Below are 20923 nucleotides of genomic sequence, written 5' to 3'. Positions count from 1 at the left end.
CGTGACCGTAACGCTGATCTGGATCGCCGTCGCCCTCGTCGCGATCGGCCTGTACCTGAGCTGGACCGCGGGGCGGCTCGACCGGCTGCACGCCCGTATCGACGCCGCACGCGCCGCGCTCGACGCGCAGTTGCTGCGCCGCGCCTCGGTCGCCCAGGAGCTGGCCACCGCCGGGGTCCTCGACCCGGCGGCGTCGATCGTCCTCTACCAGGCCGCCCACGCGGCGCGGCAGGCCGAGGAGGAGCAGCGGGAGGTCGCGGAGAGCGAGTTGAGCCAGGCGCTGCGCGCGGTGTTCGGCGAGCCGGAGCAGATGGCGGCCGTACGGGAGGTGCCCGGCGGCGACGAGGCGGCCGGCGAACTGGCCGCGGCGGTGCGACGGGTGCCGATGGCCCGGCGGTTCCACAACGACTCCGTGCGCGCGGCCCGGGCGCTGCGGCGGCACCGCGCGGTGCGGTGGTTCCGGCTGGCGGGGCACGCGCCGTTCCCGATGGCGTTCGAGATGGACGACGAGCCGCCGGTGGCCCTGGCGGACCGGGCGGCCTGAGGCGGCGCGCACCAGCGCCCCGGGTACGGTGCCGGGTGCGGACTGCGGTGCGGGCTGTCGGCTGTCGGCTGTCGGGCGTCCGGGCCGCACCGCCGTACCCCCGAGTCCCGGCCCGGATGCCGCGGGGTGGGCAAAACGAGCCACCACCTCACCATTGGCCCTTGCTGTGGACTGGGCGGGCCGTGTTTCCTCGCCTGTGTTGTCCCCGGGTCGTCGTACCCGCCCCGTATGCCCGAGTGAGGTCTTCGTGTCCACCACGCCCACCACCACCCCGCAGTCCCCCGAGACCGGCACCGCGCGCGTGAAGCGCGGCATGGCCGAGCAGCTCAAGGGCGGCGTGATCATGGACGTCGTCAACGCCGAGCAGGCGAAGATCGCCGAGGACGCGGGCGCCGTGGCCGTCATGGCGCTGGAGCGCGTGCCCGCCGACATCCGCAAGGACGGCGGCGTGGCCCGCATGTCGGACCCCAACATGATCGAGGAGATCATCGAGGCCGTCTCGATCCCCGTCATGGCCAAGTCCCGCATCGGCCACTTCGTCGAGGCCCAGGTCCTGCAGTCCCTCGGCGTCGACTACATCGACGAGTCCGAGGTCCTGACCCCGGCCGACGAGGTCAACCACTCCGACAAGTGGGCCTTCACCACCCCCTTCGTCTGCGGCGCCACCAACCTCGGCGAGGCCCTGCGCCGCATCGCCGAGGGCGCGGCCATGATCCGCTCCAAGGGCGAGGCCGGCACCGGCAACGTCGTCGAGGCCGTCCGCCACCTGCGCCAGATCAAGAACGAGATCGCCAAGCTGCGCGGCTTCGACAACAACGAGCTGTTCGCCGCCGCCAAGGAGCTGCGCGCCCCGTACGAGCTGGTCAAGGAGGTCTCCGAGCTCGGCAAGCTGCCGGTCGTGCTCTTCTCCGCCGGTGGCGTCGCCACCCCGGCCGACGCCGCGCTCATGCGCCAGCTCGGCGCCGAGGGCGTGTTCGTCGGCTCCGGCATCTTCAAGTCCGGTGACCCGGCCAAGCGCGCCGCCGCCATCGTGAAGGCCACCACCTTCTACGACGACCCGAAGATCATCGCCGACGCCTCCCGCAACCTGGGCGAGGCCATGGTCGGCATCAACTGCGACACCCTGCCCGAGGCCGAGCGCTACGCGAACCGGGGCTGGTAACACCCATGGGCAACACCCCCGTCGTCGGCGTCCTGGCCCTCCAGGGCGACGTCCGGGAGCACCTGATCGCCCTGGCCGCGGCGGACGCCGTGGCCAGGCCGGTCCGGCGCCCCGAAGAACTCGCCGAGGTCGACGGAGTGGTCATCCCGGGCGGCGAGTCCACGACCATCTCCAAACTGGCGCACCTCTTCGGCATGATGGAGCCGCTGCGCGAGCGCGTCGCGGCCGGCATGCCGGTCTACGGCACCTGCGCCGGACTCATCATGCTCGCCGACAAGATCCTCGACCCGCGCTCGGGCCAGGAGACGCTCGGCGGCATCGACATGATCGTCCGCCGCAACGCCTTCGGGCGGCAGAACGAGTCCTTCGAGGCGCGCGTCGACGTCGCCGGCGTCGAGGGCGGCCCCGTGGAGGGCGTCTTCATCCGCGCCCCGTGGGTCGAGTCCGTCGGGGCCTCCACGGAGGTCCTCGCCCGTCACGACGACCACATCGTCGCGGTGCGCCAGGGCAACGCGCTCGCCACCTCCTTCCACCCCGAGCTCACCGGTGACCACCGGCTGCACGCCCTGTTCGTCGACATGGTGCGCGCCGCGCTCGGATGAGATCCCGGTAGGATCGCCGGTGGTTCGTTCTGAATTGGGTTACGCGAAGGAGACAGGCAGATGTCCGGCCACTCTAAATGGGCTACGACGAAGCACAAGAAGGCCGTGATCGACGCCAAGCGCGGCAAGCTCTTCGCGAAGCTGATCAAGAACATCGAGGTCGCGGCCCGCACCGGCGGCGCCGACCCCGACGGCAACCCGACCCTCTTCGACGCCATCCAGAAGGCCAAGAAGAGCTCGGTGCCGAACAAGAACATCGACTCCGCGGTCAAGCGCGGCGCCGGCCTGGAGGCCGGCGGCGCCGACTACGAGACGATCATGTACGAGGGCTACGGCCCGAACGGCGTCGCCGTGCTGATCGAGTGCCTCACCGACAACCGCAACCGCGCCGCCTCCGACGTGCGCGTCGCCATGACCCGCAACGGCGGCTCGATGGCCGACCCGGGCTCGGTGTCGTACCTCTTCAACCGCAAGGGCGTGGTGATCGTCCCCAAGGGCGAGCTGACCGAGGACGACGTGCTCGGCGCGGTCCTCGACGCCGGCGCGGAGGAGGTCAACGACCTCGGCGACACCTTCGAGGTGATCAGCGAGGCCACCGACCTGGTCGCGGTCCGCACCGCCCTGCAGGAGGCCGGCATCGACTACGACTCGGCCGACGCCAACTTCGTCCCGACCATGCAGGTCGAGCTGGACGAGGAGGGCGCGCGCAAGATCTTCAAGCTGATCGACGCGCTGGAGGACAGCGACGACGTGCAGAACGTCTTCGCCAACTTCGACGTCTCGGACGACGTGATGGCCAAGGTCGACGCCTGATCCACGGCGCGACGGCGCCCGACGCGACGGGCCGACGGGACACACCCCGTCGGCCCGTCGCGTCGTTGTCGGAGGCAGCGGCTACCCTGGCCAACCGCGGCCATCGTCCCGAAGGCGAGGGCGCCGACCAGCCGTTTCGCGACCGACACGGAGGCCGGCCGCCGGCCGCCGTGTCGCCGCCCGCCGGGATCGGCGGACGGATGAGGCCACCGAGAAGGGGGAGGGACCACGTGCGTGTCCTGGGGGTGGACCCGGGCCTGACCCGCTGCGGCGTCGGCGTCGTCGAAGGGGTCGCCGGCAGGCCCCTCACCATGCTCGGCGTCGGCGTCGTCCGCACGCCCGCCGACGCCGACATCGGCCACCGGCTCGTCGCCATCGAGCGCGGCATCGAGGAGTGGCTCGACGCCCACCGGCCCGAACTGGTCGCCGTCGAACGGGTCTTCAGCCAGCACAACGTCCGTACCGTCATGGGCACCGCCCAGGCCAGCGCCGTCGCCATGCTCTGCGCCTCCCGGCGCGGCATCCCCGTCGCCCTGCACACGCCCAGCGAGGTCAAGGCCGCCGTCACCGGCAGCGGCCGCGCCGACAAGGCGCAGGTCGGCGCCATGGTCACCCGGCTGCTGCGGCTCGCGGCGCCACCGAAGCCCGCCGACGCCGCCGACGCCCTCGCCCTCGCCATCTGCCACATCTGGCGCGCCCCCGCCCAAAACCGCCTCCAGCAGGCGGTGGCCGCACAGCTCGCGTCGAAAGGCCGTACCCCATGATCGCCTTCGTGACCGGCCCGGTCGCCGCCCTCGCCCCGACCACCGCCGTCGTCGAGGTCGGCGGCGTCGGCATGGCCGTCCAGTGCACGCCGAACACCCTCTCCACTCTGAGGATCGGTCAGGAGGCCCGGCTCCACACGTCGTTGGTCGTCCGGGAGGACTCCCTCACCCTGTACGGCTTCGCCGACGACGACGAGCGGCAGGTCTTCGAACTCCTCCAGACCGCCAGCGGCGTAGGCCCCCGGCTCGCCCAGGCCATGCTCGCCGTGCACACCCCGGACGCCCTTCGCACGGCCGTCGCCTCCGGGGACGAGAAAGCGCTGACGGCCGTGCCCGGCATCGGCAAGAAGGGCGCCCAGAAGCTCCTGCTGGAGCTGAAGGACCGGCTCGGCGCACCCCTCGGCACGGTCCGGCCCGGCACCGCCCCGGCCGGCGGGTCCGGCTGGCGCGACCAGCTCCACGCGGCCCTCGTCGGCCTCGGGTACGCCGCCCGCGAGGCCGACGAGGCCGTCACGGCCGTCACCCCGCAGGCCGAGGCCGACGGCGACCCGCAGGTCGGCCGGCTGCTCAAGGCCGCCCTGCAGACCCTGAACCGGGCCCGCTGACCCCGCAGCCCCACCACCACACCGCGAGGCACACCACATGAACTGGGACGACACGACCGACGCCACCGCCGCCGAGCGGCTCGTCGGCGCGTCCGCCGACGGCGACGACCAGGCCGTCGAGGCGGCGCTGCGCCCCAAGGACCTGGAGGAGTTCATCGGCCAGGAGAAGGTGCGCGAGCAGCTCGACCTGGTCCTCAAAGCCGCCCGTGCCCGCGGCGCCACCGCCGACCACGTCCTGCTCTCCGGCGCCCCCGGCCTCGGCAAGACGACCCTCTCCATGATCATCGCGGCGGAGATGGGCGCCCCGATCCGCATCACCTCCGGCCCGGCCATCCAGCACGCCGGCGACCTCGCGGCGATCCTCTCCTCCCTCCAGGAGGGCGAGGTCCTCTTCCTCGACGAGATCCACCGCATGTCCCGGCCCGCCGAGGAGATGCTCTACATGGCCATGGAGGACTTCCGCGTCGACGTGATCGTCGGCAAGGGCCCCGGCGCCACGGCCATCCCGCTCGAACTGCCGCCCTTCACCCTGGTCGGCGCGACGACCAGGGCCGGGCTCCTCCCGCCGCCCCTGCGCGACCGCTTCGGCTTCACCGGGCACATGGAGTTCTACGCCCCCGCCGAACTGGAGCGCGTCGTCCACCGCTCCGCCCTCCTCCTCGACGTCGAGATCGACGCGGAGGGCGCCGCCGAGATCGCCGGCCGCTCCCGCGGCACGCCCCGCATCGCCAACCGCCTGCTGCGCCGCGTCCGCGACTACGCCCAGGTCAGGGCCGACGGCGTGGTCACCCGCGAGATCGCGGCGACCGCGCTCGCCGTGTACGAGGTGGACGAGCGCGGCCTGGACCGGCTGGACCGCGCCGTGCTGCGGGCCCTGCTGAAGCTCTTCGGCGGCGGGCCCGTCGGCCTGTCGACCCTCGCCGTCGCCGTGGGGGAGGAGCGCGAGACCGTCGAGGAGGTCGCCGAGCCCTTCCTCGTACGGGAGGGACTGCTCGCCCGCACCCCCCGGGGCCGGGTCGCGACCCCCGCCGCGTGGGCCCACCTCGGGCTCGTACCACCGCAGGCGGCGGGCCCGGCGACCGGGCAGGCGGGGCTCTTCGAGACGTGACGGCGCGGAGACTCGCACCGCCAGGAACCCCGGTGCGATGCTGGGCGTTGTTCCATCGATGCGGACTCGCCTAGACTCCGCCGATGCCGCCCTTTCGGGTCGGCGTGCCCACCCCCGTAGATCAGGCCGCTCACCAGCGCGGTCGTGCGAAGGAATTCCGTCCCGTGGATATTCTGACCCTCCTCCCCTTCATTGTGCTGATCGGGGCCATGTTCCTGATGACCCGCTCTGCGAAGAAGAAGCAGCAGCAGGCCGCGGAGATGCGCAACCAGATGCAGCCCGGCACCGGCGTGCGCACGATCGGGGGGATGTACGCCACCGTCAAGGAGGTCGGTGACGACACCGTCCTCCTCGAAGTCGCGCCGGGCGTGCACGCCGTCTACGCGAAGAACGCCATCGGCGCCGTCCTCGACGACGACGAGTACAACCGCATCGTCCACGGCGACACGGGCGCGGACGCCGGCGACGGCGACCTGCCGGTCGTGCCGGACGACGCCTCCTCGCTCGTCCCGCCCGCCGACGCCGGCGACACCGCCGCCGCCTCCGGTGACACCGACGACACCGCCAAGCCGGACCTCACGAAGAAGACCGACGCGGACGACACCGCGCGGGGGGACGTCAAGGACGGCAAGACCGACGGCGAGGGCGACGCGAAGTAGCCACGCACGGGGACCGACGGCGCCGACGCGTCCGGCAGGTCCCCGGGCCGCACGGCCACATCGCGTATCTGCGGGGGCAGGTCCCCACACACACATCGTGGCCGCCCCGCGCACACCCGGCGCGGGGCGGTTGGACAGGGAGAAACGACAAGGTGGCAGCACCGAAGAAGGGCAGAAGGCCGTCGGGGGGCCAGGGGAGGCCTGGGCGTGCCCTGGCACTCATCCTGATCGCGATGGCCGCGCTCACCGGCGGGATGTTCTGGTCCGGTCACACCACGCCGCGCCTCGGCATCGACCTGGCGGGTGGCACGACCATCACGCTGAAGGCCGAGGCCGAGCCCGGCAAGGAAGGCGCCGTCAACGAGACCAACATGAACACGGCGATCGGCATCATCGAGCGCCGTGTCAACGGTCTGGGCGTCCAGGAGGCCGAGGTCCAGAAGCAGGGCACGGACAACATCATCGTCAACATCCCCAAGGGGACCGACGAGGAGCAGGCCCGCCAGCAGGTGGGCACCACCGCCCAGCTGTACTTCCGCCCGGTCGTGGCCGTCGCGGCCAGCGAGCCGGCCGCACCGGAGCCCTCCACCTCCACCGGCCCGTCCGGCAGCCCCAGCCCCTCCGCCTCCCCGTCCGGCAAGGGCGGGGACGAGGGCGACAAGGCCACCGCGCCCGGGTCGTCCCCCTCGCCGAGCGCCACCACGCAGGGCCGTGCCGTCACCGACGCGCTGAAGAAGGCCCCGAGCCCCTCCGGCAGCCCCTCCGCCGCGCCGAGCCCGAGCGGTTCCACGCTGCCCGCCCCGGCCGTCTCGCCGTCGGCCGACCCGGCCACCGACCCCGGCCTCCAGGCGAAGTTCGCCGCTCTCAACTGCGCCGACCCCAAGCAGCGCGCCTCCGCCGGCAAGGCCGCCAAGCCGACCGAGCCCACCGTCGCCTGCGGGCGCAACGGCCTCGGCCAGTGGGAGAAGTACCTCCTCGGCCCGTCCGAGCTGGACGGCAAGGACGTCGACGACGCCAAGGGCGTGCTCGACTCCCAGCGCGGCATCTGGATCGTGCAGCTGGAGTTCAACGGCAAGGGCTCCAAGGAGTTCGCCCAGATCACGGGCCGCCTCGCCGGGCAGGCCGAGCCGCAGAACCGCTTCGCCATCGTCCTCGACGGCGAGGTCGTCTCCGCGCCGTCCGTCGACGCCGCCATCCCCGGCGGCCGGGCGGAGATCTCCGGCAGCTTCAACCAGGAGTCCGCCCAGGACCTCGGCAACATCCTGTCGTACGGCGCGCTGCCGCTCTCCTTCGAGGAGCAGTCCGTCACCACCGTCACCGCCGCCCTCGGCGGCGAGCAGCTGCGGGCCGGCCTGATCGCCGGCGCGATCGGCCTCGCGCTCGTCATCATCTACCTGGTGGTGTACTACCGCGGTCTGTCGCTGATCGCGATCCTGTCGCTCGGCGCCTCCGCCGTCCTCACCTACACGATCATGTCGCTGCTCGGCCCGGCCATCGGCTTCGCGCTGAACCTGCCCGCCGTCTGCGGCGCGATCGTGGCGATCGGCATCACCGCCGACTCCTTCATCGTGTACTTCGAGCGCATCCGCGACGAGATCCGCGAGGGCCGCACGCTGCGCCCGGCCGTCGAGCGCGCCTGGCCGCGCGCCCGCCGCACCATCCTGGTCTCCGACTTCGTATCCTTCCTCGCCGCCGCGGTGCTCTTCATCGTCACCGTCGGCAAGGTCCAGGGCTTCGCGTTCACGCTCGGCCTGACCACGCTCCTCGACGTCGTCGTGGTGTTCCTCTTCACCAAGCCGCTGATGACGATCCTGGCCCGCGGCAAGTTCTTCGGCGGTCAGCACCCCTGGTCCGGCCTGGACCCCAAGCGGCTGGGCGCCCAGCCGCCGCTGCGCCGCACCCGCCGCGTAGCCGCCACGACCGAACCGAAGGAGGCGTGAGATGTCGCGACTCGGAAATCTCGGCGCCCGTCTCTACCGCGGTGAGGTCGGGTACGACTTCGTCGCCAAGCGCAAGCTCTGGTACGCGGTCTCCATCCTGATCACGATCACCGCCATCGTCGGTCTGGCGGTGCGCGGCCTGAACATGGGCATCGAGTTCAAGGGCGGCGCCGTCTACACGACGCCGCAGACCACCGTCTCCGCCTCCAAGGCGGAGGAGATCGCCGAGGAGACCGCGGGGCACGACGCGATCGTCCAGGAACTCGGCACCGGCGGGCTGCGCATCCAGGTCTCCGGCATGGACACCCAGCAGGCCAACGCCCTGAAGGACGAGATCGCCGCCGGCATCGACGTCCCCGCGAAGGACATCACCGCCGAGCTGGTCGGCCCCAGTTGGGGTGAGCAGATCGCCAACAAGGCGTGGACCGGCCTCGGCGTCTTCATGATCCTGGTCGTCATCTACCTGGCCTTCGCCTTCGAGTGGCGAATGGCGGTCGCCGCGCTCATCGCGCTCATCCACGACCTCACGATCACCGTCGGCGTGTACGCGCTCGTCGGCTTCGAAGTCACGCCGGGCACCGTGATCGGTCTGCTCACCATCCTCGGCTACTCCCTCTACGACACCGTCGTCGTCTTCGACGGTCTGAAGGAGGGGGCGAAGGACATCACCAAGCAGACCCGCTACACCTACAGCGAGATCGCCAACCGCAGCCTCAACGGCACGCTGGTCCGCTCGATCAACACCACCGTCGTGGCGCTCCTGCCCGTCGCCGGCCTGCTCTTCATCGGCGGCGGCTTCCTGGGCGCGGGCATGCTCAACGACATCTCGCTGTCGCTGTTCGTCGGCCTCGCCGCCGGTGCCTACTCGTCCATCTTCATCGCCACCCCGCTCGTCGCGGACCTCAAGGAGCGCGACCCGCAGATGCAGGCGCTGAAGAAGCGCGTCCTGGCCAAGCGCGCCGCGGCGGCGGCGAAGGGCGAGACGCAGGACGGCGACGCCCTCGCCGAGGTGCCGGAGGGCGCCGCGGCCGCGGGCGTGGTCGGCCCGCGCGGCCGCCGCGGCCGGCCCACGGAGAAGCGCTGATGACGACCACGACCGCGGTCCGGGAGCTGCTGCTCAGCCGCATCCGGGACGTCGCCGACCACCCCGAGCCCGGTGTGGTGTTCAAGGACATCACGCCGCTGCTCGCGGACCCCGAGGCGTTCGCCGCCCTGACCGGCGTCTTCGCCGAGCAGTGCGTGCGCCACGGCGCCACGAGGATCGTCGGGCTGGAGGCGCGCGGGTTCATCCTCGCCGCCCCCGTCGCGGTCGCCACCGGGGTCGGCTTCATCCCGGTCCGCAAGGCGGGCAAGCTCCCCGGCGCCACGCTCCGGCAGGCGTACGAGCTGGAGTACGGTACGGCCGAGATCGAGGTCCACGCCGAGGACCTCGCCGCGGGCGACCGCGTCCTGGTCATCGACGACGTGCTCGCCACCGGCGGCACGGCCGAGGCGTCGCTGGACCTCGTCCGGCGGGCCGGGGCCGAGGTCGTCGGGGTCTCGGTGCTGATGGAGCTCGGCTTCCTCGGCGGCCGCGCCCGCCTGGAGCCGGCGCTGCGCGGTGCCCCGCTGGAGGCGGTCATCCGGCTCTGACGTGACGAGCAGCGCCGTGGGGGCGTCCGGGCCGAGGGCCGGGGCGCCCCCGCGGCGTACCCGGCCCCACGGCGTACCCGGCCTCCCGGCGTACCCGGCCCCACGGCGTACCCGGCCTCCCGGCGTACCCGGTCCAGCGGGGGCCCCGGCGCCCCCGGGCCGCCGGATGTCGGCCGGGCGGCCGAAAACGTACCGAGGGGCATCCGGGAACGCCGGGTCCCGTTGCGCGGGCCCCGCGCTCCCGCCCGGGGCGAGCGGGGCGCCCGGGGTGGATACCATGGGATTTCCGGGGCTCACCGGGGGACCCGGACCCGCACGAGGAGCGCCCTTGCCAGACGAGGCCCAGCCACTCTCCGCCGCGACCCCCGACCAGCGGGCCGACCAGGCCGCGGCAACCTCCGCCACGCCGCCGACCAGGCAGGACGCCCCGGGCAAGGGCACCGGGGCCAAGCCCGCCCCCGCGGACCCGCCCCGAGCCGAGCGCCCGGTCCCGGTCTCGGCCCCCAAGCCGGCGTCCGCCGCCCCCGCCCGCGCCGCCGGCTCCTCCAACCGCGTGCGGGCCCGGCTCGCCCGGCTCGGCGTCCAGCGCTCCTCGCCGTACAACCCGGTCCTCGAACCGCTCCTGCGCATAGTGCGGAGCAACGACCCGAAGATCGAAACGGCTACTCTGCGCCAGATCGAGTTCGCCTACCAGGTGGCCGAACGCTGGCACCGCGGGCAGAAGCGCAAGAGCGGCGACCCGTACATCACCCACCCGCTCGCCGTCACCACCATCCTCGCCGAGCTGGGCATGGACCCCGCGACGCTGATGGCCGGCCTCCTGCACGACACCGTGGAGGACACCGAGTACGGCCTGGAGGACCTGCGCCGCGACTTCGGCGACCAGGTCGCCCTCCTCGTCGACGGCGTCACCAAGCTGGACAAGGTCAAGTTCGGCGAGGCCGCGCAGGCCGAGACGGTCCGCAAGATGGTCGTCGCCATGGCGAAGGACCCCCGTGTCCTCGTCATCAAGCTCGCCGACCGCCTGCACAACATGCGCACCATGCGCTACCTGAAGCGGGAGAAGCAGGAGAAGAAGGCGCGCGAGACGCTGGAGATCTACGCGCCGCTCGCCCACCGCCTCGGCATGAACACCATCAAGTGGGAGCTGGAGGACCTCGCCTTCGCGATCCTCTACCCCAAGATGTACGACGAGATCGTCCGCCTCGTCGCCGAGCGCGCCCCCAAGCGGGACGAGTACCTCGCCATAGTGACCGACGAGGTCCAGGCCGACCTGCGCTCCGCCCGCATCAAGGCGACCGTCACCGGCCGCCCCAAGCACTACTACAGCGTCTACCAGAAGATGATCGTCCGCGGCCGTGACTTCGCGGAGATCTACGACCTGGTGGGCATCCGCGTCCTCGTCGACACGGTCCGCGACTGCTACGCGGCCCTCGGCACCGTCCACGCGCGGTGGAACCCGGTCCCCGGCCGGTTCAAGGACTACATCGCGATGCCGAAGTTCAACATGTACCAGTCGCTCCACACGACGGTCATCGGACCCAACGGCAAGCCCGTCGAACTGCAGATCCGCACCTTCGACATGCACCGCCGGGCCGAGTACGGCATCGCCGCGCACTGGAAGTACAAGCAGGAGGCCGTCGCCGGCGCCTCCAAGGTGCGCACCGACGTGCCGAAGAAGGCCGGCAAGGACGACCACATCAACGACATGGCGTGGCTGCGCCAGCTGCTCGACTGGCAGAAGGAGACGGAGGACCCCAGCGAGTTCCTGGAGTCCCTGCGCTTCGACCTGTCGCGCAACGAGGTCTTCGTCTTCACCCCCAAGGGCGACGTCATAGCGCTCCCGGCGGGCGCCACCCCCGTCGACTTCGCGTACGCGGTGCACACCGAGGTCGGCCACCGCACCATAGGGGCCCGGGTCAACGGGCGGCTCGTCCCGCTCGAGTCGACCCTCGACAACGGCGACCTGGTGGAGGTCTTCACCTCCAAGGCGGCCGGCGCGGGCCCGTCCCGCGACTGGCTCGGTTTCGTCAAGTCGCCCCGCGCCCGCAACAAGATCCGCGCCTGGTTCTCCAAGGAGCGCCGCGAGGAGGCGATCGAGCACGGCAAGGACGCCATCGCCCGCGCCATGCGCAAGCAGAACCTGCCGATCCAGCGGATCCTCACCGGCGACTCCTTGGTCACGCTCGCCCACGAGATGCGCTACAGCGACATCTCCTCGCTGTACGCGGCGATCGGCGAGGGCCACGTCACGGCCCAGTCCATCGTCCAGAAGCTCGTGCAGGCCCTCGGCGGCGAGGAGGCGGCCACCGAGGACATCGCCGAGTCGGCGCCCCCGGCGCGCGGCCGCGGCAAGCGCCGCGCCAAGGCCGACCCGGGCGTCGTCGTCAAGGGCGTCGAGGACGTGTGGGTGAAGCTGGCGCGCTGCTGCACGCCCGTGCCCGGCGACCCGATCATCGGCTTCGTCACCCGGGGCAGTGGAGTATCGGTTCACCGTGCCGACTGCGTGAACGTCGACTCCCTGTCGCAGCAGCCCGAGCGGATGCTCGACGTCGAGTGGGCGCCCACCCAGTCGTCGGTGTTCCTCGTCGCCATCCAGGTCGAGGCGCTGGACCGCTCCCGGCTCCTGTCGGACGTCACCCGCGTCCTGTCCGACCAGCACGTCAACATCCTGTCGGCGGCCGTCCAGACCTCCCGGGACCGGGTGGCGACGTCCCGCTTCACCTTCGAGATGGGCGACCCCAAGCACCTGGGGCACGTGCTGAAGGCCGTCCGGGGCGTGGAGGGCGTGTACGACGTGTACCGCGTGACCTCGGCCCGCCGCCCGTAGCACCCCGCGGGCCCGGCACACAGCGAGGAGGGCCTCCCCGGCGCCGGGGAGGCCCTCTCGTCACGCGCGGCGGCGGGCGGGACCCGCCGGCTCACCGGCCGGGCGTCGTCAGCCGCCGAACTCCTGGAGCCCCTTGAGCGCCTGGTCGAGCAGCGCCTGGCGGCCCTCCAGCTCACGCGCGAGCTTCTCGGCCTTGGCGTCGTTGCCCGCGGCGCGTGCCGCGTCGATCTGCTTGCGGAGCTTGTCGACCGCGTCCTGGAGCTGGCCGGTCAGCCCCGCGGCGCGGGCCCGCGCCTCGGGGTTCGTCCGGCGCCACTCGGCCTCCTCGGCCTCCTGGATCGCCCGCTCCACCGCGTGCATACGGGCCTCGATCTTCGGCCGGGCGTCCCGCGGCACGTGACCGATGGCCTCCCAGCGCTCGTTGACGGCGCGGAACGCCGCCCGCGCCGCCTTCAGGTCCGTCACCGGGACCAGCTTCTCGGCCTCGGTGACGAGCTCCTCCTTCAGCTTGAGGTTCTCGCCCTGCTCGGCGTCACGCTCGGCGAACACCGCGCCGCGCGCCGCGAAGAACACGTCCTGCGCGCCGCGGAAACGGTTCCACAGGTCGTCCTCGTGCTCGCGCTGCGCCCGCCCCGCGGCCTTCCACTCCGTCATCAGCTCGCGGTACCGGGCGGCCGTCGTGCCCCAGTCCGTGGAGCCCGACAGCGACTCGGCCTCCGCGACCAGCCGCTCCTTCGTCCGGCGGGCCTCCTCGCGCTGCGCGTCGAGCGCCGCGAAGTGCGCCTTGCGCCGCTTCGAGAACGCCGACCGGGCGTGCGAGAAGCGGTGCCACAGCTCGTCGTCGGACTTCCGGTCGAGCCGCGGCAGGCCCTTCCACGTGTCCACCAGGGCCCGCAGCCGCTCACCGGCCGACCGCCACTGCTCGCTCTGCGCCAGCTCCTCGGCCTCCGCGACCAACTGCTCCTTGGCGCGGCGCGCCTCGTCGGTCTGCTTCGCCTTCTGGACCTTGCGCTCCTCGCGGCGCGACTCGACCGTCTCCACCAGCTTGTCGAGCCGCTCGCCGAGCGCCGCGAGGTCGCCGACCGCGTGGTGCTCGTCCACCTGCGTGCGCAGGTGGTCGATCGCGGTCATCGCGTCCTTCGCGGACAGGTCGGTGGTCTTCACCCGCCGTTCGAGGAGGCCGATCTCGACCACCAGGCCCTCGTACTTGCGCTCGAAGTAGGCCAGTGCCTCCTCGGGGGAACCGGCCTGCCACGAGCCGACGACCTTCTCGCCGTCGGCAGTACGCACGTACACGGTGCCCGTCTCGTCGACGCGGCCCCACGGGTCGCTGCTCACAGCGCCTCCTCCACATGATGCCGCTGACGGGGAGTCTTCCCCCCGGGCATCGTCCACAGTTTCCCGGACGGGCCTCGCCCGCCCCTCACAGCGCGCATCCAGTCCGCGCTGCACAACGCCAATCTAGGCGACCGGCCGCCCGGCTGTCCGCTCCCAGCACGACCGAAATCGAGCGGTTCACCTCTTGCCGACCGTGGCCTTTTCGATCGTGACGGGCTTCTTCGGCGCACCGTCCCCGGTCCGGCCCTCGGCACCGCCCTCGGCGATCTTCCGGACCACCTTCAGCCCGGTGGCGTCCATCGTGCCGAACGGGGTGTACGAGGGGGGCAGTTCGCTGTCCCGGTAGACGAGGAAGAACTGGCTGCCGCCGGTGCCGGGCGTGCCGGTGTTGGCCATGGCGACCGTGCCCGCCTTGAAGGGCACCTTGCCGTTCGGGCCGGGCTTGCCGAGGGAGGCAAGGTTCTCGTCCGGGAGGTGGTAGCCCGGCCCGCCGGTGCCCTCGCCCGTCGGATCGCCGCACTGCAGCACGTAGATGCCCTGCGTGGTCAGCCGGTGGCACTTCGTGCCGTCGAAGTACCCGCGCTCCGCGAGATGGCGGAAGGAGTTCACCGTGCGCGGCGTCTTCGCGGCGTCCATCGTGACCGTGACGTCGCCGTGGGTCGTCCTGAGCGCCATGGTGTACGTCGCCTTCGTGTCCACCGACATCGGCGGCTCCGGCGACGTCGACGGCGAGGGCGCGCTCGGCGTGGGGCCGGCCTCGGTGCCGGGAGCGGCGTCCACCTCGTCGCGGTCGCCGCCGGTCAGCTGCACCGAGGCGTACACCGCACCGCCCGCCGCGAGCACCACGGCGAGCACCGCGGCGACGACGGTGTTGCGCCGCTTCGCCTTCCTGCGCGACTCCTCGCGGCGCCGCTGCTGCCGCTCGAACTTCTCCCGCGCGAGCTGCCGCCGCCGCTGATCGTTGCTGACCACCGGGTCCTCTCCTCCTCCGTCGTCGCTGTCCCGTCCGGGGCTGGTGTGCCCGTACGGTATACGGGTTGGCTGTGGAAAGAGCAGCGCCGGTAGGCTCTGATCTGCTGCATTCTTCCGCCGGACGACTATCTGAGGACGATCGTGCTTATTGCCGGGTTCCCGGCCGGGGCCTGGGGGACCAACTGCTACCTGGTCGCCCCCGCCGCGGGCGAGGAGTGCGTGATCATCGACCCCGGCCACCAGGCCGCCGCCGGCGTCGAGGAGACGCTGAGGAAGCATCGGCTCAAGCCCGTGGCGGTCGTGCTCACCCACGGGCACATCGACCACGTCGCGTCCGTCGTCCCCGTCTGCGGTGCCCACGACGTGCCCGCGTGGATCCACCCGGCCGACCGGTACATGATGAGCGACCCGGAGAAGGCCCTCGGCCGCTCGATCGGCATGCCCCTCATGGGGGAGCTGACCGTGGGGGAGCCGGACGACGTCCACGAGCTCACCGACGGCGCCCGCCTGGAGCTGGCCGGACTGGAGCTCACCGTCGCGCACGCGCCCGGCCATACCAAGGGGTCGGTGACCTTCGGGATGCCCGAGGCCGCGGACGTCCCGCCGGTCTTCTTCTCGGGCGACCTGCTCTTCGCCGGCTCCATCGGACGCACCGACCTGCCCGGTGGTGACATGGACGAGATGCTCGCGTCGCTGGCACGCGTGTGCCTGCCGCTCGACGACTCGACCGTGGTGCTGTCCGGCCACGGCCCCCAGACGACCATCGGCCGCGAGCGCGCCACCAACCCGTACCTGCGGCAGGTGGCGGACGGCCACGGGAGCCCCTCGGCTCCCCGACGAGGAATGTGACGAGAGAGTCCCGTGAGTACTTTCCAGGCCCCCAAGGGCACCTACGACCTGCTGCCGCCCGACTCGGCGACCTACCTGGCGGTCCGCGAGGCGATCGCCGCGCCGCTGCGCGCCTCCGGCTACGGCTACGTCGAGACGCCCGGCTTCGAGAACGTCGAGCTGTTCGCACGCGGCGTCGGTGAGTCCACCGACATCGTGACCAAGGAGATGTACGCCTTCGAGACCAAGGGCGGCGACCGGCTCGCCCTGCGCCCCGAAGGCACCGCCTCCGTCCTGCGCGCCGCCCTGGAGGCCAACCTCCACAAGGCCGGCAACCTCCCGGTCAAGCTCTGGTACTCCGGCTCGTACTACCGCTACGAGCGTCCGCAGAAGGGCCGCTACCGCCACTTCTCGCAGGTCGGCGCCGAGGCGATCGGCGCCGAGGACCCGGCGCTGGACGCCGAGCTGATCATCCTGGCCGACCAGGCGTACCGCTCGCTCGGCCTGCGCGACTTCCGCATCCTGCTCAACTCGCTGGGCGACAAGGAGTGCCGCCCGATCTACCGCGAGGCGCTCCAGGGCTTCCTGCGCGGCCTGGACCTCGACGAGGACACCCGCCGCCGCATCGAGATCAACCCGCTGCGGGTCCTCGACGACAAGCGCGCGGACGTCCAGGCGCAGCTGGCCGGGGCGCCGCTGCTGCGCGACCACCTCTGCGAGGCGTGCAAGGCGTACCACCAGGAGGTGCGCGAGCTGCTGACCGCGGCGGGCGTCGCCTTCGAGGACGACGAGCGGCTGGTGCGCGGGCTCGACTACTACACCCGCACCACCTTCGAGTTCGTCCACGACGGGCTCGGCGCGCAGTCCGCGGTGGGTGGCGGCGGCCGCTACGACGGCCTGTCCGAGATGATCGGCGGCCCGGCGCTGCCGTCCGTCGGCTGGGCCCTCGGCGTCGACCGCACGGTCCTGGCGCTGGAGGCCGAGGGCGTCGCGCTCGACGTCCCCGGGGCGACGGACGTCTTCGCCGTGGCGGTGGGCGAGGACGCCAAGCGGCGCCTGTTCGCGCTGGTCACGGAGCTCCGCAAGGCCGGTGTCGCCACGGACATGGCGTACGGCGGCAAGAGCATGAAGGCGGGCATGAAGGCGGCGAACCGCTCGGGAGCCCGCTACGCGCTCGTCGCGGGTGAGCGCGACCTCGCGGAGGGCGTGGTCCAGCTCAAGGACATGGGGAGCGGCGAGCAGGAGCCGGTCGCGCTGGACGCCGTCGTGGCGACCCTGCGGGGAAAGACGGCCTGACCGGGCAGGGCGGGACGCGGCGGCCCGGCCGGGCCGCGGGACGGGAGGAGGAGGGCGGGGCACCGCAGGCGGGTGCCCCGCCCTCCTTATGTCCATCGAACGGCGGACACGGGCCCTCGTCCGGCACAATGACCACGGTCCCGACCAGGGCCCACCACCCCATCCCCTACTGACGGAACGGCTGGTATGACGACGAAAGCGGCGGTTGACGAGAGGTCCCCGGACTCCCGCTCCCTCGGTGCGAGCCGGGCGTTCGCCTGGATGCTGGTCGTCACCGGTGCGGCCGGGGTGCTCGCCGCGTGGGTGATCACCCTCGACAAGTTCAAGCTCCTGGAGGACCCCACCTACGTCCCCGGCTGCAGCTTCAACCCGATCGTGGCCTGCGGCAGCATCATGAAGAGCGACCAGGCGTCCGTCTTCGGCTTCCCCAACCCCATGCTCGGCCTGGTCACGTACGGCATGGTCGTCGCGATCGGCGCCGGCCTCCTCGCGGGCGCCCGGTACCGCCGCTGGTACTGGCTCGGCCTCAACACCGGCACCTTCCTCGGCGTCGCCTTCTGCACCTGGCTGATGGTGCAGTCCCTGTACGTCATCAACGCCCTGTGCCTGTGGTGCTGCCTCGCCTGGGTCGCGACCATCGTCATGTTCTGGTACGTGACCTCGCACAACCTCCGCAACGGCGTCCTGCCCGCGCCCGCCGGGCTGCGGCGCTTCCTCGACGAGTTCACCTGGGTGCTGCCGGTGCTGCACATCGGCATCATCGGGATGCTCATCCTGACGCGCTGGTGGGACCTCTGGTTCAGGTGACGGGCCCCCGGGGCCCTGTCAGTGGGCTGACATAGGCTTCATGGCGTGGAGCCCGACCTCTTTACCGCCGCAGCCGAGGACCGCCAGGAGAAGGACCCGTCCAGCACCCCGCTGGCGGTCCGGATGCGCCCGCGCACCCTGGACGAGGTGGTGGGCCAGCGGCACCTGCTGAAGCCGGGGTCACCGCTGCGCCGCCTCGTCGGGGACGGCGCGGGCGGCCCCGCCGGCGCCTCCTCCGTGATCCTTTGGGGGCCGCCGGGCATCGGCAAGACCACCCTCGCCTACGTCGTCTCCAAGGCGACCAACAAGCGGTTCACGGAGCTGTCCGCGATCACCGCGGGCGTCAAGGAGGTCCGCGCGGTCATCGACGGCGCCCGCCGCGCGGCGGGCGGCTTCGGCAAGGAGACCGTGCTGTTCCTGGACGAGATCCACCGGTTCAGCAAGGCGCAGCAGGACTCGCTGCTGCCGGCCGTGGAGAACCGCTGGGTCACGCTGATCGCGGCGACCACGGAGAACCCGTACTTCTCGGTGATCTCCCCGCTGCTCTCCCGCTCCCTGCTGCTCACGCTGGAGCCGCTCACCGACGACGACCTGCGCGGGCTGCTGGCGCGGGCGCTCACCGAGGAGCGCGGCCTGGGCGGGGCGGTCACGCTCCCCGAGGACGCGGAGGCGCACCTGCTGCGCATCGCGGGGGGTGACGCGCGGCGCGCGCTGACGGCGCTGGAGGCCGCGGCCGGAGCCGCCCTCGCCAAGGGCGAGCCGGAGATCACCCTGGCGACGGTGGAGGAGACCGTCGACCGCGCCGCGGTGGCCTACGACCGGGACGGCGACCAGCACTACGACGTGGCGAGCGCCCTGATCAAGTCGATCCGGGGCTCGGACGTGGACGCGGCCCTGCACTACCTGGCCCGGATGATCGAGGCGGGGGAGGACCCCCGGTTCATCGCCCGCCGCCTGATGATCTCCGCGAGCGAGGACATCGGCCTCGCCGACCCCACCGCCCTGCCCACGGCGGTCGCGGCGGCCCAGGCGGTGGCGATGATCGGCTTCCCGGAGGCCGCGCTGACGCTCAGCCACGCCACCATCGCGCTCGCCCTCGCGCCGAAGTCCAACGCGGCGACGCTCGCCATCCAGGCGGCGCAGGCCGACGTGCGGGCCGGGCTGGCCGGCCCCGTCCCGTCCCACCTGCGCGACGGCCACTACAAGGGCGCCGCCAAGCTGGGGCACGCGAAGGGGTACGTCTACCCGCACGACGTCCCCGGCGGCATCGCCGCCCAGCAGTACGCCCCGGACACGGTCGAGGGCCGCCAGTACTACCGCCCCACGCGGTACGGCGCCGAGGCGCGGTACGCGGACGTGGTGGAGAGGGTGCGCGGGCGCCTGCGCGGCGACCCGTCCGGACCGGCGCAGTCATAGGGGAGGCCCGGGGCGTGACAGCCGGTCGCGTGCCTCTCGTACCCCTCGCCTCCGGCCCGCTCCGGCGCCGCGGGGCGCCTCCGGGCGGCTCAGTCCTCCCGGGCCGCCGCCTCGAAGAGGGCGTGCATGGCGCGCCGCAGGCCGTGCACGTCCCGGACGGGTTCGGGGAAGTCGAAGCGCGCGTCGAAGGTGCGGCGGTCGGCGTTGCGGCAGCGCACCCGCAGCCCGAACCGGTCGAGGGCGAGCGGCGCCACCCCGCGCACGGCCGAGGGGCCCGCGCCGGCGCGCTCGCCGAGCAGCGAGGTGAGGGCGAGCATCTGCCCGTCGTGGGCGGCGGCCAGGTGCTGGAGCAGCTCGGTCTCGTACGCGCGCAGCGGATCGGGGGCCGCCCGGGCGAACTCCTCCGGGTCGACGGCGTCGGCGCCCCACAGGTCGTCCACGTACAGGTCGCCGACCTCCAGGCGGAGCATCGTGTGGCCGGGCTCGTCGGCGGCGCCGGGCAAGGCGGTGAGCCACCCCGAGGCCCACGCGCGGCCGCGGACCCGGTCGGGCACGGCGACGGGGGCCACGTCGGTGAGCTCCAGCACGGCCGGCAGCTCGTCGTCCTGCGCGTGTGTGGCGGCCCGTACGGCCGGGGAGTCGGCGGGGTAGAGCAGCAGGACCGCCCCGTCCGGGTCGACGGCCCGGGCGTCGGGGGCGAGCTGGTCGAGGAGGGGCGCGCTCGCCCCCGGGATCAGCAGCACCGCGGAGCATGTACCCTGTACGAGAGTTCGTGTGCGCTCGGCTGCTGACGGCATCCGGGCGATCTCAAGCCCGCTGGGACGCGGCTGACCATGAGCTGATCGGACCTCCGTCACATCGGTGCCCTTCTGAGAGGCATCGTTCTTTGTGCTGCTGTCTGTGATGCGCGTGGTGTTCCCAGGGCGAGACATGCGATCTCCTTGAGTAAGGTGAGCCTAACCTAACCTATTTCGGAGGTCTGGAGAACGTGCCTAACCAGTCGCGTCCCAAGGTCAAGAAGTCCCGTGCGCTCGGCATCGCCCTGACGCCGAAGGCCGTCAAGTACTTCGAGGCCCGCCCGTACCCGCCGGGTGAGCACGGCCGGGGTCGCAAGCAGAACTCGGACTACAAGGTCCGTCTGCTCGAGAAGCAGCGTCTGCGCGCCCAGTACGACATCAGCGAGCGCCAGATGGCCCGCGCCTACGACCGCGCCAAGAAGGCCGAGGGCAAGACGGGCGAGGCGCTGGTCGTCGAGCTCGAGCGCCGCCTCGACGCCCTGGTCCTGCGCTCGGGCATCGCCCGCACCATCTACCAGGCCCGCCAGATGGTCGTCCACGGCCACATCGAGGTCAACGGCGGCAAGGTCGACAAGCCGTCCTTCCGCGTCCGCCCCGACGACGTCGTGATGGTCCGCGAGCGCTCGCGCAGCAAGACGCTCTTCCAGGTCGCCCGTGAGGGTGGCTTCGCCCCCGACGGCGAGACCCCGCGCTACCTGCAGGTCAACCTGAAGGCCCTGGCCTTCCGCCTCGACCGCGAGCCGAACCGCAAGGAGATCCCGGTCATCTGCGACGAGCAGCTGGTCGTCGAGTACTACGCCCGCTGACCCG

General features: G+C 72.3%; 20 protein-coding genes. 17 read left to right on the top strand and 3 right to left on the bottom strand.

All coding sequences use genetic code 11. The features are described 5' to 3' along the window. The first annotated feature begins 1 nt into the window (after nucleotide 1). The 12 genes from LPA54_RS08595 to LPA54_RS08540 all read left to right on the top strand — a co-directional run bounded on the left by LPA54_RS08595 (nucleotide 2) and on the right by LPA54_RS08540 (nucleotide 12659). Nucleotides 2–544, top strand: a complete 543-nt coding sequence (locus LPA54_RS08595) for a hypothetical protein (RefSeq protein WP_228975419.1) — start codon at nucleotides 2–4, stop codon at nucleotides 542–544. A 247-nt stretch (nucleotides 545–791) separates the two neighbouring features. Continuing rightward, a complete protein-coding gene (gene pdxS, locus LPA54_RS08590) occupies nucleotides 792–1706 on the top strand; it encodes a pyridoxal 5'-phosphate synthase lyase subunit PdxS (protein WP_308112821.1) in 915 nt (304 codons plus the stop codon). A gap of 5 nt (nucleotides 1707–1711) precedes the next feature. Continuing rightward, on the top strand, nucleotides 1712–2308 hold the full coding sequence (pdxT, locus tag LPA54_RS08585) for a pyridoxal 5'-phosphate synthase glutaminase subunit PdxT (RefSeq protein ID WP_228975417.1): 597 nt from the start codon (nucleotides 1712–1714) through the stop codon (nucleotides 2306–2308). A gap of 60 nt (nucleotides 2309–2368) precedes the next feature. Next, a complete protein-coding gene (locus LPA54_RS08580) occupies nucleotides 2369–3121 on the top strand; it encodes a YebC/PmpR family DNA-binding transcriptional regulator (RefSeq protein WP_228975415.1) in 753 nt (250 codons plus the stop codon). A gap of 230 nt (nucleotides 3122–3351) precedes the next feature. Beyond that, nucleotides 3352–3885, top strand: coding sequence for a crossover junction endodeoxyribonuclease RuvC (gene ruvC / locus LPA54_RS08575; RefSeq protein WP_228975413.1), 534 nt, complete (start codon nucleotides 3352–3354; stop codon nucleotides 3883–3885). Continuing rightward, nucleotides 3882–4490 carry a Holliday junction branch migration protein RuvA gene (gene ruvA, locus LPA54_RS08570; protein ID WP_228975411.1) on the top strand — a complete coding sequence of 203 codons (609 nt, stop codon included), beginning with the start codon at nucleotides 3882–3884 and terminating at the stop codon, nucleotides 4488–4490. The genes ruvC and ruvA overlap by 4 nt, the downstream gene beginning before the upstream one ends. A gap of 37 nt (nucleotides 4491–4527) precedes the next feature. Beyond that, nucleotides 4528–5598, top strand: coding sequence for a Holliday junction branch migration DNA helicase RuvB (ruvB, locus tag LPA54_RS08565; RefSeq protein ID WP_228975409.1), 1071 nt, complete (start codon nucleotides 4528–4530; stop codon nucleotides 5596–5598). A 164-nt stretch (nucleotides 5599–5762) separates the two neighbouring features. Further along, nucleotides 5763–6257, top strand: a complete 495-nt coding sequence (yajC, locus tag LPA54_RS08560) for a preprotein translocase subunit YajC (RefSeq protein ID WP_228975407.1) — start codon at nucleotides 5763–5765, stop codon at nucleotides 6255–6257. 152 nt (nucleotides 6258–6409) lie between these two features. Beyond that, nucleotides 6410–8197, top strand: a complete 1788-nt coding sequence (secD, locus tag LPA54_RS08555; protein ID WP_228975404.1) for a protein translocase subunit SecD — start codon at nucleotides 6410–6412, stop codon at nucleotides 8195–8197. A gap of 1 nt (nucleotide 8198) precedes the next feature. After that, the gene (gene secF / locus LPA54_RS08550; RefSeq protein WP_228975403.1) at nucleotides 8199–9281 is read left to right on the top strand and encodes a protein translocase subunit SecF; all 1083 of its coding nucleotides are present in this window, start codon (nucleotides 8199–8201) and stop codon (nucleotides 9279–9281) included. Further along, entirely contained in the window at nucleotides 9281–9829 is a 549-nt protein-coding gene (locus LPA54_RS08545) for an adenine phosphoribosyltransferase (RefSeq protein WP_228975401.1), read from the top strand. The genes secF and LPA54_RS08545 overlap by 1 nt, the downstream gene beginning before the upstream one ends. 328 nt (nucleotides 9830–10157) lie before the next feature. After that, the gene (locus LPA54_RS08540; RefSeq protein ID WP_228975399.1) at nucleotides 10158–12659 is read left to right on the top strand and encodes a RelA/SpoT family protein; all 2502 of its coding nucleotides are present in this window, start codon (nucleotides 10158–10160) and stop codon (nucleotides 12657–12659) included. A gap of 108 nt (nucleotides 12660–12767) precedes the next feature. Here the strand turns inward: LPA54_RS08540 and LPA54_RS08535 are convergent, their stop codons facing one another. Together LPA54_RS08535 and LPA54_RS08530 are read right to left on the bottom strand one after the other, a co-directional pair. Then, entirely contained in the window at nucleotides 12768–13997 is a 1230-nt protein-coding gene (locus LPA54_RS08535; protein ID WP_228975397.1) for a DUF349 domain-containing protein, read from the bottom strand. 177 nt (nucleotides 13998–14174) lie between these two features. Next, nucleotides 14175–14969 carry a peptidylprolyl isomerase gene (locus tag LPA54_RS08530; RefSeq protein WP_228975394.1) on the bottom strand — a complete coding sequence of 265 codons (795 nt, stop codon included), beginning with the start codon at nucleotides 14967–14969 and terminating at the stop codon, nucleotides 14175–14177. 141 nt (nucleotides 14970–15110) lie between these two features. Between LPA54_RS08530 and LPA54_RS08525 the strand changes: the two genes are divergently transcribed. The 4 genes from LPA54_RS08525 to LPA54_RS08510 all read left to right on the top strand — a co-directional run bounded on the left by LPA54_RS08525 (nucleotide 15111) and on the right by LPA54_RS08510 (nucleotide 19316). Next, complete coding sequence (locus LPA54_RS08525; RefSeq protein ID WP_228975392.1) at nucleotides 15111–15818, top strand: MBL fold metallo-hydrolase; 708 nt, start codon at nucleotides 15111–15113, stop codon at nucleotides 15816–15818. A gap of 12 nt (nucleotides 15819–15830) precedes the next feature. Then, entirely contained in the window at nucleotides 15831–17093 is a 1263-nt protein-coding gene (hisS, locus tag LPA54_RS08520; protein ID WP_228975391.1) for a histidine--tRNA ligase, read from the top strand. 186 nt (nucleotides 17094–17279) lie between these two features. Further along, a complete protein-coding gene (locus tag LPA54_RS08515) occupies nucleotides 17280–17900 on the top strand; it encodes a vitamin K epoxide reductase family protein (RefSeq protein ID WP_228975389.1) in 621 nt (206 codons plus the stop codon). A 45-nt stretch (nucleotides 17901–17945) separates the two neighbouring features. Beyond that, nucleotides 17946–19316, top strand: a complete 1371-nt coding sequence (locus tag LPA54_RS08510; RefSeq protein ID WP_228975387.1) for a replication-associated recombination protein A — start codon at nucleotides 17946–17948, stop codon at nucleotides 19314–19316. An 89-nt stretch (nucleotides 19317–19405) separates the two neighbouring features. On the opposite strand, the gene LPA54_RS08505 is transcribed toward LPA54_RS08510, so the two are convergent. After that, nucleotides 19406–20113, bottom strand: coding sequence for a DUF2470 domain-containing protein (locus LPA54_RS08505; protein WP_228975385.1), 708 nt, complete (start codon nucleotides 20111–20113; stop codon nucleotides 19406–19408). A 191-nt stretch (nucleotides 20114–20304) separates the two neighbouring features. Here LPA54_RS08505 and rpsD point away from each other — a divergent pair, with 191 nt between their 5' ends. Further along, nucleotides 20305–20919, top strand: a complete 615-nt coding sequence (gene rpsD, locus LPA54_RS08500) for a 30S ribosomal protein S4 (protein ID WP_064068039.1) — start codon at nucleotides 20305–20307, stop codon at nucleotides 20917–20919. Nucleotides 20920–20923: the final 4 nt, after the last annotated feature.

The organism is Streptomyces sp. DH12 (genome assembly GCF_020873895.1).
Lineage (GTDB): Bacteria > Actinomycetota > Actinomycetes > Streptomycetales > Streptomycetaceae > Streptomyces.
This window is presented reverse-complemented; position numbering and strand designations above follow the sequence as displayed.

Coding starts and splice junctions, on each gene's coding strand:
- pdxT (WP_228975417.1), top strand. CDS start 1,712: ATGGGCAACACCCCCGTCGTCGGCGTCCTGGCCCTCCAGGGCGACGTC.
- LPA54_RS08580 (WP_228975415.1), top strand. CDS start 2,369: ATGTCCGGCCACTCTAAATGGGCTACGACGAAGCACAAGAAGGCCGTG.
- ruvA (WP_228975411.1), top strand. CDS start 3,882: ATGATCGCCTTCGTGACCGGCCCGGTCGCCGCCCTCGCCCCGACCACC.
- ruvB (WP_228975409.1), top strand. CDS start 4,528: ATGAACTGGGACGACACGACCGACGCCACCGCCGCCGAGCGGCTCGTC.
- secF (WP_228975403.1), top strand. CDS start 8,199: ATGTCGCGACTCGGAAATCTCGGCGCCCGTCTCTACCGCGGTGAGGTC.
- LPA54_RS08545 (WP_228975401.1), top strand. CDS start 9,281: ATGACGACCACGACCGCGGTCCGGGAGCTGCTGCTCAGCCGCATCCGG.
- LPA54_RS08515 (WP_228975389.1), top strand. CDS start 17,280: ATGACGACGAAAGCGGCGGTTGACGAGAGGTCCCCGGACTCCCGCTCC.
- LPA54_RS08505 (WP_228975385.1), bottom strand. CDS start 20,113: ATGCCGTCAGCAGCCGAGCGCACACGAACTCTCGTACAGGGTACATGC.